This is a genomic window from Oribacterium sinus, from assembly GCF_963553175.1.
Classification (GTDB): domain Bacteria; phylum Bacillota; class Clostridia; order Lachnospirales; family Lachnospiraceae; genus Oribacterium; species Oribacterium sinus_B.
This window is the reverse complement of sequence record NZ_CAUVME010000007.1, coordinates 50,201-62,659: the sequence shown is the minus strand read 5'-3', so window position 1 is coordinate 62,659 and position 12,459 is coordinate 50,201. Positions and strand designations below refer to the sequence as shown.

9 protein-coding genes and 1 tRNA gene are annotated in these 12,459 nt (G+C 45.0%); 7 read left to right on the top strand and 3 right to left on the bottom strand.

The annotated features are described in order from the left end of the window. Positions 1-24 precede the first annotated feature (24 nt). The 4 genes from RYO92_RS03315 (at position 25) to RYO92_RS03300 (ending at position 4,650) form a co-directional block, all read left to right on the top strand. Positions 25-765 (top strand): NAD-dependent protein deacylase, encoded by a 741-nt coding sequence (locus RYO92_RS03315; RefSeq protein ID WP_315369481.1) that lies wholly within the window; start codon positions 25-27, stop codon positions 763-765. 325 nt (positions 766-1,090) lie between these two features. Continuing rightward, positions 1,091-2,176: a PTS transporter subunit IIC gene (locus RYO92_RS03310; RefSeq protein ID WP_304070954.1), complete on the top strand. Its 1,086-nt coding sequence runs from the start codon at positions 1,091-1,093 to the stop codon at positions 2,174-2,176. 271 nt (positions 2,177-2,447) lie between these two features. Further along, positions 2,448-4,088, top strand: a complete 1,641-nt coding sequence (locus RYO92_RS03305) for a DUF5722 domain-containing protein (RefSeq protein WP_315369480.1) — start codon at positions 2,448-2,450, stop codon at positions 4,086-4,088. A gap of 265 nt (positions 4,089-4,353) precedes the next feature. After that, positions 4,354-4,650 (top strand): DUF1294 domain-containing protein, encoded by a 297-nt coding sequence (locus RYO92_RS03300; protein ID WP_315369479.1) that lies wholly within the window; start codon positions 4,354-4,356, stop codon positions 4,648-4,650. Positions 4,651-4,884: 234 nt separating this feature from the next. Here RYO92_RS03300 and RYO92_RS03295 read toward each other — a convergent pair whose 3' ends face one another. Next, positions 4,885-5,067, bottom strand: coding sequence for a hypothetical protein (locus RYO92_RS03295; protein WP_315369478.1), 183 nt, complete (start codon positions 5,065-5,067; stop codon positions 4,885-4,887). A gap of 123 nt (positions 5,068-5,190) precedes the next feature. Next, a tRNA-Arg gene (locus tag RYO92_RS03290) sits at positions 5,191-5,262 on the bottom strand. 241 nt (positions 5,263-5,503) lie between these two features. On the opposite strand from RYO92_RS03290, the gene RYO92_RS03285 reads away from it, so the two are divergent. Beyond that, positions 5,504-6,361 (top strand): MurR/RpiR family transcriptional regulator, encoded by an 858-nt coding sequence (locus RYO92_RS03285; protein ID WP_007157873.1) that lies wholly within the window; start codon positions 5,504-5,506, stop codon positions 6,359-6,361. A 145-nt stretch (positions 6,362-6,506) separates the two neighbouring features. Here the strand turns inward: RYO92_RS03285 and uvrB are convergent, their stop codons facing one another. Continuing rightward, positions 6,507-8,510, bottom strand: coding sequence for an excinuclease ABC subunit UvrB (gene uvrB, locus RYO92_RS03280; RefSeq protein WP_315369477.1), 2,004 nt, complete (start codon positions 8,508-8,510; stop codon positions 6,507-6,509). A gap of 313 nt (positions 8,511-8,823) precedes the next feature. Here uvrB and leuB point away from each other — a divergent pair, with 313 nt between their 5' ends. Both leuB and ftsH read left to right on the top strand, forming a co-directional pair. Then, entirely contained in the window at positions 8,824-9,912 is a 1,089-nt protein-coding gene (gene leuB, locus RYO92_RS03275) for a 3-isopropylmalate dehydrogenase (RefSeq protein ID WP_315369476.1), read from the top strand. A gap of 157 nt (positions 9,913-10,069) precedes the next feature. Beyond that, a complete protein-coding gene (gene ftsH, locus RYO92_RS03270; RefSeq protein ID WP_315369475.1) occupies positions 10,070-12,337 on the top strand; it encodes an ATP-dependent zinc metalloprotease FtsH in 2,268 nt (755 codons plus the stop codon). The last annotated feature ends 122 nt before the right edge of the window (positions 12,338-12,459 follow it).

Below are 12,459 nucleotides of genomic sequence, written 5' to 3'. Positions count from 1 at the left end.
GGACTATAAGACAAAGGAGCAAACTTGGATACGAAAGAGAAATTAGCTGAATTAAAGGAGTTAATTCAAAAAGCGAACTATATCGTGTTTTTTGGCGGTGCAGGCGTATCTACGGAAAGCGGTCTTCCGGACTTTCGTTCTGTGGATGGGCTCTATCATCAAAAATATGCCTTTCCGCCGGAGGAAATTTTGTCTCATGATTTTTTTATGGCACGACCTAAAGAGTTTTATCAGTTTTATAAGGAAAAGCTCTTGATTCCGGGGATTCTGCCGAATCCTGCTCATTATGCCTTACAAAAATTGGAAGAGCAGGGGAAGCTAAAGGCAATTATTACACAAAATATTGACGGATTGCATCAGATGGCAGGTTCCAAAACGGTATATGAGCTTCATGGCAGTATTCATCGCTACTACTGTGTGAAGCATCATCATCGAATCCCGGAAGAAGAAATTGACTTTTCGACATCCATTCATTTGTGTCCTCATTGTCGTAGCATGATACGTCCGGATGTGGTTTTGTATCAGGAAGGCTTGGATGAACGGATTCTTTCAGAGAGCATTGCCCATATTCAGAATGCAGATTTATTGATTATCGGAGGTACCTCCTTGACGGTGTATCCCGCTGCTGGCTTGATTCAATATTTTCCTCATCATGGAAACAATAAATTGGTTCTTATTAATAAAGAGGAGGGGCGACTGGATACGGAGTGCGACTTGGTGCTCTATGGAAAGATTGGAGAGATTCTTTCGGAAGTAGTAAGTTAAGATAGGAGAGGTAAAGTGTTTAGAGGCGGTTTTTACCGTCTCTTTTTTTAAAAGTGTTGCATGATGTAGTATTTTACAAGAGTGCTTGATAACGTAACAGGATAGAGTACTGAATAAAATATCTTTTACAAAAAACTAAATATTTTTATACAAATAAGTGGAGCATTTTGCTATAATCAGAGGGATGTTTTGTATACAGTTTTTATAAAAAAAGCAATGGGGTGACCGGAAAGGACAGGATAGAAATACTCCCCACTACTTTTAGCTGTTACGATAGGCAGAAGTATTAAAACGCATTGCTTTATAAGAGATTAGGAGAATGAGAATGAAGGCTTTTTTACAAAGGAAGAACATTGAGATTTCCCTGAAGCGCTATGGGATTGATGCCTTATCCGCTATGGCTCAGGGCTTGTTTTGTTCCCTCTTAATCGGAACAATTTTAAACACCCTAGGGCAGAGGCTGGGGATTTCCGCATTAACCAGAGTGGTTGCCACCATTGGCGGTGTGGATTATACCGTGGGGGCAATGGCTTCCGCTATGAGCGGTCCGGCTATGGCAACGGCTATTGCCTATGCTTTACAGGCCCCTCCCTTGGTACTTTTTTCATTGATTACTGTGGGCTTTGCCTCCAATGCCCTGGGAGGAGCCGGGGGACCATTGGCGGTACTTTTTGTGGCGATTCTTTCCACAGAAATCGGTAAAGCGGTTTCCAAGGAAACAAAAGTGGATATTTTGGTGACGCCTCTTGTAACCATTGGCTCCGGAATGCTTTTTTCGGCAATCTTGGCTCCGATAATCGGAAAAGCGGCGATTCAGGTGGGAAGCCTGATTATGTGGGCGACAGAGCTACAACCTTTCTTTATGGGAATTTTGGTATCCGCCTTGGTTGGCATTGCACTTACCCTTCCTATTTCCTCTGCGGCGATTTGTGCGGCTCTTGGACTTACGGGACTTGCGGGAGGTGCTGCGGTGGCAGGCTGTTGTGCCCAGATGGTGGGCTTTGCCGTGATTTCCTTCCGGGAAAACGGCGTTTCCGGTCTGGTTTCTCAGGGGCTTGGTACTTCCATGCTGCAAATGGGAAACATTGTAAAAAATCCCCGGATTTGGATTCCGGCTACATTTGCCTCCATGATTACAGGGCCTCTGGCTACCTGTCTCTTTCATTTTGAAAATAACGGTCCTGCGGTTACCTCCGGTATGGGAACCTGCGGTTTGGTTGGCCCTATCGGCGTTTACACCGGCTGGCTTAAGGGTATAGAAGAGGGGAGTAAGACAGCGGTAACTGTAAGTGATTGGCTTTCTCTTTTGCTTTTATGCTTTATTCTTCCGGCAATATTTTCTTTGCTTTGTTCTGCTTTTTGCCGGAAAATGAAGTGGATCAAAGAGGGGGATATGAAGCTTTCCTCCTAAAGCGAAGCTGTAATGTAAGAACTTGTAAGAAATTTTCTATGGCTTTTTTGTAAAGAACTGAGTATAGTTGGACAGGTCAAAGGCTATAATTCTTAAAGAATAAGCCAAAAGATAGTCAAGGATATTTGCAGCGGTGCAAAGCAGGCATATAGGCATCCGGAGTCGGTGTATCAGGGTATGTAACGAAGAGATATACAGTGGAACTGGGTGAACATAGGGGTATGCAATGCAACAAAGCACAAAGCAAGTATGTCAGTTCAAGGAGAGGAAAATGGCTTTACAAGGAAAAACAAAGAATGTAGCCATGTTTATGTTAAGCATGGCATTTACGGCGCTTTTTTCCACGGGAGCTTTCGCTTATAATCTTTCGGCGAAGGTAAAGGACGTGGAGATTACGGACAACAGGCAGGAGATTCAGTTGCAAATGGATGCAACAGGAGACAGTAGCGGTACCGACGGATCGGTTTACATTTTCGAAATCAAGCCTTATCAGACAGACCTTGGCGGTCGTACCGATTTTATTGCCAAGGGAAGCCTTGGGGAAAACCAGAAGTTTAACTTCCCCTTATACGCAGGTCCCGGAGAGCTTCGTCTTTACAGCGCCTTTGTGCCGGCTGTAAAGGTGGGAAGCCGCTATGAAATGATTGCGGATAGAAGATATATCGAGAATCCCGAGGTGGTTGCGGAGAACCAAAGTCCTGCGTTAAATCCCGGAAAGAAGGGACTTCGTGTAGACCCTAATATCTTAGATGACGCACTGAGTCTGAACATTAAGCATGCGGGCGTAGATATTCCTACCCAGCGTTTCTTCGGTCAGGGAATTTCCTATTCCTATGAGGGAAAGACCTTCCAGATTAATAAAGAGTTGATTGATCAGCTGGATGGAGAGGTGAAGCGCCTTAGTGATTCCGGAGTAGCGGTCACAGCCATTTTGCTTAACGCATGGAACAATACTGTACCGGAGTTAAATCCCATCGGCGTTAAGGAGCTTCCCAAGGAGCAGGCGGTTTACTATGGCTTTAACGTAGAGTCCGAGCAGGGCTTTAGAGCGGTAAAGGCTATGGCTTCTTTCTTGGCAAAGCGTTATAACGGTCAGAACGGTCACGGAAAAATTACCAACTGGGTAGTGGGAAATGAGATTGACAACCAGTATTGGAACTATGAGGGAGACTATGATGTTTCCACCTATACCAAGAAATTCCAGCGTGCCTTCCGTGTATTTTATACCGCGATGAAGTCCGTTTCTGCCAACGACAACATTATGTTCTCTTTAGATCACTACTGGAACATGTTCCCTGAGGCGGCTCCTGTAGGCAAATATAAGGGAAAGGATGTGGTATTGGCCTTCCATCATTTTGACAATCTGGAGGGACATATGGACTTCGGTCTGGCATTGCACCCCTATCCATATCCTATTTCCTCCCCGGCATTCTGGGATGATGATAAGACCGGAAAGGTTAACGATACCATTGATTCTCCCATTATCAACTTTAAGAATCTTCATGTGATTACCGACTTTATGCAGTTAGACAGCATGAAGAATAAAAAGGGAGAGGTTCGAAAGATTTTCCTTACCGAGGAAGGCTTCACCAGCATTCAAAAGGGACAGGATAAGTCGGATGAGCAGGCTGCAGCAGTAGCTTATTCCTACTATATTGTAGATAACAATCCATATATTTCCGCGTATCTCATGAGTCGTCAGGAGGATTCTGACGATGAGGTAAAGCATGGACTGGCTTTTGGACTTTCCAGTATCGTGAACCATCAGTTGGTACACAAGAAGGCACACAGCGTCTTTAAGTATATTGATGATGCCAGTGCAACAGAGGGAACGGCAGACTTTGCCAGAGCCATTATCGGCATCGATTCTTGGGACCAGCTTATTCCAAACTTCCGTTTTCCGGGAAGATAAAGAATTGAAAATATAAAAGAATTGTAGAAATCAAAATATCTTTCTACGCAATATAAGGTCTGAACCGGGGCCGCTCTCGCTAGCTTCGCCTCGTATCGGATACTAAGCGAAAAACTACGTTTTACTTGTTTTTCGCAAGTACCGACGGGCTCAGACTACCCCATATTCAGACTTATATTGCTAAGAAAGCATCTTATAGCTTTTGATTTTTACAGTTCTTTTTTAGTATCTAGCGTAAAGTATGGATTTAGTATAGGGGAAAAATATGGAAAAAGAATTGTTGCAATCAATTTTGGAGCTTGGAGGGAAGGGCTTATTGCTCTATCTTTTGGGCATCAATATCCTTTGTTTTCTAAGCTTTGCCTATGACAAGTGGCAGGCCATACAAAAAGGATGGAGAGTACCGGAAAAAGTCTTATTGGGACAGGCCTTCTTGGGTGGCGCCTTAGGAGGAATTCTGGGAATGTATCTTTGCAGGCATAAGACCAGAAAGCCAAGATTCCTAATCTTGATGCCGGTGGCGCTGCTACTATGGATTTATCTGATTTTTGGAAGAAAGTAAAAAATCAAAATAATTTTCTATGCAATATAGGTCTGAACCGGGGCACGCTCTCGCTAGCTTCGCCGCGTATCGGATACTAAGCGAAAAACTGCGTTTTACTTGTTTTTCGCAAGTACCGACGGGCTCAGACTACCCCTAATTCAGACCTATATTGCCGAAAATTTCTTCATTAATTAGATTTTCACAGTAGCTTTGCTATTTTTTCGCCTGATGCGTTGACTTCTTGATACGTAGTCATGATAAGCCCTCTTCCAACTCTTTAAATACTTCATCCATGGGCTGTGAATCATCCTTTAATGCTTGAGAATAGCCTGTAGTCATCATGGTATGGAAGGCATCATTCGACATTTCTTCTTGAATGGGGATGGACTTTGCCTCTGTTCTTACATTTTCACTAGCTGTTTTCATGATAGCCATAAAACATACCTCCGTTTATAAGAGAATAGGAAATGTGTTGTATATTACAACAATTAAAGGTACAAAGAAGGAGCTGTAAAAAATCAAAAAAATTTTTTGATTTTTTACAGCTCCTTTTTCTTATGCTCCCGAACGGACTCGAACCGCCACTACTGGCGTCGGAGGCCAGCGCTCTATCCATTAAGCTACGGGGGCAATTATTAGCCAAAGCTACAGAGCTGAAATCAGTCTATAACAAAGGTGATAACCTCAAAAGTATAGAACATTCCGCTAAAAAATTCAAGGGAATAGCGGAGAAACTTCACTGTTAAAAATTTTAAATTGCCTCGATAAAAGAAAAAAGAAAAAATTTCTATTCATTTACCCACTGCTTATTGAAAAAAATTTCCCATTTGCTATAATAATCATATTGTACAATTTCAGAAGGGGTGAGTCTATGCAGGAAGATTTTTTGACGAAAATACGCTCTGCTTACAACCAATTTACCAAAGCAGAGAAGAAGGTAGCGGACTATATTTTACAAAATCCCGATCAGGTTCTGTTTATGTCTATTTCGGATTTGGCGGAAACCTGTAAGGTGGGGGATACTTCTGTTTTCCGTTTTTGTAAAACTATGAATGTGAAGGGCTACCAGGAATTTAAGATGACTCTTTCTCTGTCCATGCGTGGAAATGGAAAGGAAAGCAAGGAGGGAGATGGAGGCAATGTTTCTTTACAGGATAACAATATTGCGGAGCTTGCCGGAAAGGTTTTGGAAGAAACCATAGATTCCATTAAGGAGACTCATTCTCTTTTGGACTTTAACAAGGTTACGGAGGCTATGAATGCCCTTTCCAAGGCAAAACGGATTCTGTTCTTCGGTGTTGGCGCTTCCATGCTGACCGCGATGAAGGCGATGAATAAGTTCCATCGTATTGAGCCGAAGGTTTATTGTTCGGAGATGGTAAGTCAGCAGCTGATGAGTGCAGCAACCATGGAAAGAGGAGATGTGGCCGTGATTTTCTCCTATTCCGGTGCGACCAGAGACATCGTGGAGATCGCAAAGCTGGCGAAGGAGTCCGGAGCCACTGTGGTATCCATCACCCGTTTCCAGAAGTCGGAGCTTACGGATTATACGGATATTTTATTGCTTTGCGGAGCCAATGTGGGTTCTCTGCAGAAGGGCTCCACCTCCGCAGAAATCAGTCAGCTCTTCTTGGTAGACATAATGTACACCGAGTATTATCGGAGACATTACGAGTATTGTAATCAGATTCTGGAAAAAACCACCGTGGCTATCAAAGATAGAAATTAAAGGAAGCGGTCAGAGGAATAGGCTGTCCAAAGCTATAGTTCCCATAATCGTAATAGTTTGATATGATTCATGTCTTTATAAAAAATAGGTCTGAAATAGGGGAGAGAATACTCCGATTTCAGACCTATTATCCTTTGAAACTATCTTATCCGTTTTTCTCTAAACTGTCCCGAAGCTCTTGAATCTTGTCACGATATAGTGCGGCATCTTCGAAGTTTAACTCTGCAGCGGCTGCCCGCATTTTCTTACTAAACTCACGAATCATCTTTTCAATCTCTACCTTAGACATGGATTCCACATCCTTTTGGAAGCCCTTCTCATCATCTCGAAGTACCTTGGAGATGGCAATCAAATCTCGAACCGCCTTCTTGATGGTGGTGGGGGTGATGCCATGGGCTTTGTTGTATTCCTCCTGAATCGAACGTCTTCTCTTGGTTTCGTCAATGGTACGCCTCATGGAGTCGGTAATGGTATCCGCATACATGATAACGTGGCCTTCGGAATTTCGAGCGGCACGACCAACGGTTTGAATCAAAGAGGTTTCGGAACGAAGGAAGCCTTCCTTATCCGCATCCAAAATGGCCACCAGTGTAATTTCCGGAATATCCAGTCCCTCTCGAAGCAGGTTAATGCCCACCAAAACATCAAACTTATCCAGACGCATATCTCGGATAATGGCGGCTCTTTCCAAAGTATCAATATCGGAGTGGAGATACTTAACTCTTACCTTTGCTTCCTGCAAATATTTGGTAAGGTCTTCTGCCATTTTCTTGGTAAGAGTTGTTACCAGAATCTTATTGCCCTTGTCGGTCTCCTTATGGATTTCGGAAAGCAAGTCATCAATCTGTCCCTTAGTGGGGCGCACCACGATTTCCGGATCCAAAAGTCCTGTAGGACGGATAATCTGCTCAGCACGAAGAATTTCGTGTTCCGCCTCGTACTCTCCGGGAGTTGCGGAAACGAAGAGCATTTGGTTGATTTTTCCTTCAAATTCGCTGAAATTTAAAGGTCTATTATCCAGAGCAGAGGGAAGACGGAATCCGAAGTCCACCAGAGTGGTTTTTCGGGATAGGTTTCCATTATACATTCCCCGAATCTGGGGCAGGCTGATATGGCTCTCGTCTACAATAATCAGGTAATCCTCCGGAAAGTAGTCCATTAGGGTGTAGGGAGGCTCTCCGGGCTGGGCAAAGTTTAAGTGTCTGGTGTAGTTCTCGATGCCGGAGCATACACCGGTTTCCCGAATCATTTCCACATCAAAGTTGGTTCGTTCGGAAATACGCTGGGCCTCCAAAAGTTTTTCTTCACTTTTGAAATAGGCCACCCGTTCGTCCAGCTCTTCCAAAATGTTTTTGCAGGCAATCTTCATTTTCTCCATAGGAATAACGTAGGGGGTGGCAGGGAACACCATGCAGTGCTCAAGCTTTGCCTTGCCCTTCCCGGTGAGGGCATCAATCAGCTGGATTTCCTCGATTTCATCTCCGAAGAACTGGATGCGATAGGCCTGCTCTCCTTCGGACGCGGGGAAAATGTCTACAATGTCCCCCTTTACCCGGAAGGTTCCCCGGCGAAAATCCATATCGTTTCGGTTGTACTGAATTTCCACCAGATTTTTAATCAATTCATCTCTATCCCGCATTTGTCCGGGACGGAGGGAAATGGCCATGTTTAAATACTCCGTGGGGGCGCCCAAGCCGTAAATGCAGGAAACGGAAGCCACCACCACCACATCCTTTCGCTCGGAAAGGGCTGCCATGGCGGAGTTTCGAAGCTTATCGATTTCTTCGTTGATGTCCGAGTCTTTTTCGATATAGGTGTCGGTACTGGGAACATAGGCCTCCGGCTGGTAGTAGTCGTAGTAGGAAACGAAGTATTCTACCGCATTTTCCGGGAAAAATTCCTTCATCTCGGAGTAGAGCTGTGCCGCCAGAGTCTTGTTATGGGAAATGATGAGGGTGGGCTTTTGGATTTGTTGAATTACATTGGCCATGGTAAAGGTTTTTCCGGAGCCGGTGACGCCCAACAGGGTTTCAAACTGGTTTCCCTCCTGCAAGCCCTTCACCAGTTTTTCAATGGCAGCAGGCTGGTCCCCCATGGGGGCATAATCCGAATGCAGTTTAAATTCTCCTGTAAGCTGTGATCTGTCCATAAATTCCTCTTTCTAAGCTATAGCCCTATATCCATAAAGCATCTTTGAAACATTTTTATAATGCATCGTTATGAAGCTGCTTTCACAACACAAGCTGTTTGTAAGCCTGAAACAGCACGTTATTTCTAGTATAGCAAATTCATATATGTTAAAAAAGAAATTTACAGTAGAATAGAGGAGAATATAATGCAAGAGTTAATGGCTATAGAGTCTCGCATCTTAGGAGAGCAAGTATATAACAGCCGGAGAGCCTTGTTTCTTAGAAGAGCATGCATTCAACAGTGAAAATGTGTTAGAAGAGAAAGGAGCGAAAATGCAGTATTCCATTTGCGCATTGCCGGGAGACGGAATCGGACCGGAGATTGTAGGAGAGGCCAGAAAGGTATTGGAAAAGGTAGCGGAGCTGGAGGGCTTTAGCCTTAAGTTCACGGAAAAAGCCTTTGGCGGTGCAGCCATTGATTTGTACGGAGAGCCTCTGCCGGAGGATACTTTAGAGGCCTGCAAAGCTTCCCAAGCAGTGCTGATGGGAAGCATTGGGGGAAAGGTAGGCGTTTCCCCCTGGTATTCTTTGCCGGTGGAAAAGCGGCCGGAGGCGGGTCTTCTTTCTCTTCGGAAGCAACTTGGCCTTTTTTGTAATCTTCGTCCTGCCAAGCTTTACAAGGAGCTTCGGGATGCCTGTCCTTTGAAGGAAGAAATCATTGGAGATGGCTTTGACATTATGATGATTCGAGAGCTTACCGGGGGCTTGTACTTCGGAAAGCGCTCCATTACCGAGGAAAATGGGGAAGAGGTGGCCAGAGACGAGCTGATTTATCGAGCTCATGAAATCGAAAGAATCGGGCGTATTGCATTTTCCCTGGCAAAGGCAAGAGGCGGAAGGCTTTGCTCCGTGGATAAGGCTAATGTTTTGGACAGCTCCAGACTTTGGAGAAAGATTTTTACAAAGCTGGGAGAGGAAGAGAAGGATGTGGAACTTCGTCATGCCTTAGTGGATTCCACTGCCATGGAGCTGGTTCGAAATCCGAGAAACTTCTCCGTGATTGTTACCGAAAACATGTTCGGAGACATTCTTTCCGATGAGATGGCGGAGATTGCCGGCTCTTTGGGCATGCTTCCCTCTGCTTCCTTAGGGGAAAATGCCTTTGGGCTTTACGAGCCCAGCGGCGGCTCCGCTCCGGATATTGCCGGACAGAATATCGCCAATCCCTTAGCTACCATTCTATCCGCAGCTATGCTGCTGGAAATTTCTCTAGGAGAGAAGAAAGCGGCGGCCAGAGTGGAAAATGCAGTGGAAAAGGTCTTGGCGCTGGGGGGCAGAACCAAGGATATCTTCTCCGGAAAAGAAGGGGAAAAGCTTTTGTCCTGTTCGGAAATGGGGGATTTTGTAGTGGCTCAGCTGTAAAGTTCTTGGAACCTTGTTTGACAAAAAAATAATAGAATATCTTTAAAAAATAGGCAAAACGGAAAAAGCTTGTAGCGACGCCGATTTGCCTTGCTTTATGTGGGGGCTCTCCGTATAATGATATAACGGCGTAAGCCATGAGAATAAGGAGAGTGGAATGGATAATAATAATGATTTTAAAGGCGGTGAGAATGGAGGCTTCTCTAACTGGGGGCAGACGGTTCTCATCGTTTTAATAGCGGCAACAGTAACCTTCTTTATATATACGGTAGCCCAGCGTTTTATGACCAAGGGCATGTCTCAGGAATTAAGCTATAGTCGTTTTCTTTCTATGGTGGATCAGGATTTGGTGGCCAAGGTAGAGTGGGGAGACGGACAGATTACGGTTTATCCCAAGAGCAGAGTGAAGACAGAGCAGCCGAAGGAAAATCCAAGTAAAGAGGAGAAGGAAGGCATTGCCAGGGATGATGAAGAAGGAAAGGCCTTGAACTTTGATACGTCAAAGGAAGAAACTTCTTTCTCTGAACAGAATTCCTCCTTGTCGCAGGATTCCTCTAAGAATAATAAGGAAGGTCTCAAAGAGAACGGTTTAAAATCGGAAGAGGTTTATTTTAAGGAGGATATTTCCGATAGGACTTCTTGGGAAACTATCCTGGGGATGATTTTAAAGAATCATTTGAAAAGAAGAAATAATGCAGGATCCGACAGCTCTTCCGGACTGACTCAGGGAGAAAGCAGAGTCTATTATGTTGTGCCGGTCAACGCGGATGCGGCATCTTTGGTGGAGCGTCTCTATAGACATAACGTGGAGATTTACAGAAAGAGACCGGATAATTCCGCCTTTCTGATGCAGATTATTGTCAGTATTGTACTGCCCTTTGTTTTCCTGATTCTTCTGATGAACACCATGGTGAAGAAAATGGGAGCCTCCGGTGGAGGATTCTCCGGGGTAGGCAAGTCCAAGGCGAAGATGTATATGCAGAAGGACACCGGCATTAGCTTTAAGGATGTAGCAGGTGAGGATGAGGCAAAGGAAAGCCTTGTGGAAATCGTAGACTTCCTACATAATCCCACAAAGTATACTTCTATCGGTGCAAAGCTTCCTAAGGGAGCCCTTTTGGTAGGGCCTCCGGGAACCGGAAAAACCCTGCTGGCCAAGGCTGTGGCAGGAGAGGCCAATGTGCCCTTCTACTCTCTTTCCGGTTCAGACTTTGTGGAGATGTTCGTTGGTGTGGGAGCCAGTCGTGTAAGAGATTTGTTCCGACAGGCAAACCAGACTGCGCCTTGCATCATATTCATTGATGAGATTGATGCCATCGGTAAGACCAGAGATACCCGTTACGGGGGCAATGATGAAAGAGAACAGACTCTGAATCAGCTCCTTTCTGAAATGGATGGCTTTGATGCAGGGAAGGGAATCATGGTCATGGGGGCCACCAACCGTCCGGAAATCCTGGATCCGGCTTTGCTTCGTCCGGGACGTTTTGACCGCCGTGTCATTGTGGAAAAGCCTGATTTGAAGGGAAGAGTCAACATCTTAAAGGTGCATGCCAAGGACATCAAGCTGGACGACAGCGTGGACTTTGACGAAATCGCCTTGGCCACCAGCGGTGCGGTGGGAGCGGATCTTGCCAACATGATGAACGAATCCGCCATCACTGCGGTAAAAAATGGTAGAGAAAAGGTTAGCCAGAAGGACTTGTTTGAGGCGGTGGAAGTGGTTTTGGTGGGTAAGGAAAAGAAGGATCGTATCCTTTCCCAGCAGGAGAGAAAGATTGTTTCTTACCACGAGGTAGGGCATGCCCTTGTGGCGGCAGTGCAGAAGAACTCCGAGCCGGTACAGAAAATTACCATTGTCCCAAGAACCATGGGAGCCTTAGGATACGTTATGCAGGTACCTGAGGAAGAAAAATATCTGAATACCAAGGCAGAGCTTCATTCCATGATGGTGGAATGCCTGGCAGGCAGAGCGGCGGAGGAGATCGTTTTTGAAACTGTAACCACCGGAGCCAGCAATGATATTGAGAAGGCGACGAAGATTGCCAGAGCGATGGTAACCCAGTACGGTATGTCCGAGAAGTTCGGGTTAATGGGACTTGCCAGACAGGAAAATATGTACCTGGGAGGTCGGGCTGTCTTAGAGTGCGGAGACGATACCGCTACAGAGGTGGACCGGGAAGTGGCACGCATTTTGAAGGAGTGCTACGAAGAGTCCAAGAATATTTTGTTGGAAAATCGTTATGCTCTGGATGAGATTGCAAAGTTCCTGATTGAGAAGGAAACCATTACCGGAAAAGAGTTTATGAAGATCTTTGCCGAAGTAAAGGAAAAGGAAGGAAGAGGAGAGAATCCGGAAAATTCTTCAGAGCTGAAAGAAGGAACAGAGGAAAATGAGGGCAAAGAGGAAGGACACACCGAAGCCTAAGAGGCAGACGCTTCTATAGATAAACCGCATTTTCTGAAAGAAATGTACGAAAAAGGTCTGTCAGAGTTCCTTCTCTGGCAGACCTTTTCCCTATGATAAAATACCATATATGACTATGCCCG

Excerpts from the sequence above, each read along its gene's own strand:
- RYO92_RS03285 (WP_007157873.1), top strand. The coding sequence starts at position 5,504 with ATGCAGGAAGATTTTTTGACGAAAATACGCTCTGCTTACAACCAATTT.
- ftsH (WP_315369475.1), top strand. The coding sequence starts at position 10,070 with ATGGATAATAATAATGATTTTAAAGGCGGTGAGAATGGAGGCTTCTCT.
- RYO92_RS03310 (WP_304070954.1), top strand. The coding sequence starts at position 1,091 with ATGAAGGCTTTTTTACAAAGGAAGAACATTGAGATTTCCCTGAAGCGC.
- leuB (WP_315369476.1), top strand. The coding sequence starts at position 8,824 with ATGCAGTATTCCATTTGCGCATTGCCGGGAGACGGAATCGGACCGGAG.
- uvrB (WP_315369477.1), bottom strand. The coding sequence starts at position 8,510 with ATGGACAGATCACAGCTTACAGGAGAATTTAAACTGCATTCGGATTAT.
- RYO92_RS03305 (WP_315369480.1), top strand. The coding sequence starts at position 2,448 with ATGGCTTTACAAGGAAAAACAAAGAATGTAGCCATGTTTATGTTAAGC.
- RYO92_RS03300 (WP_315369479.1), top strand. The coding sequence starts at position 4,354 with ATGGAAAAAGAATTGTTGCAATCAATTTTGGAGCTTGGAGGGAAGGGC.
- RYO92_RS03295 (WP_315369478.1), bottom strand. The coding sequence starts at position 5,067 with ATGGCTATCATGAAAACAGCTAGTGAAAATGTAAGAACAGAGGCAAAG.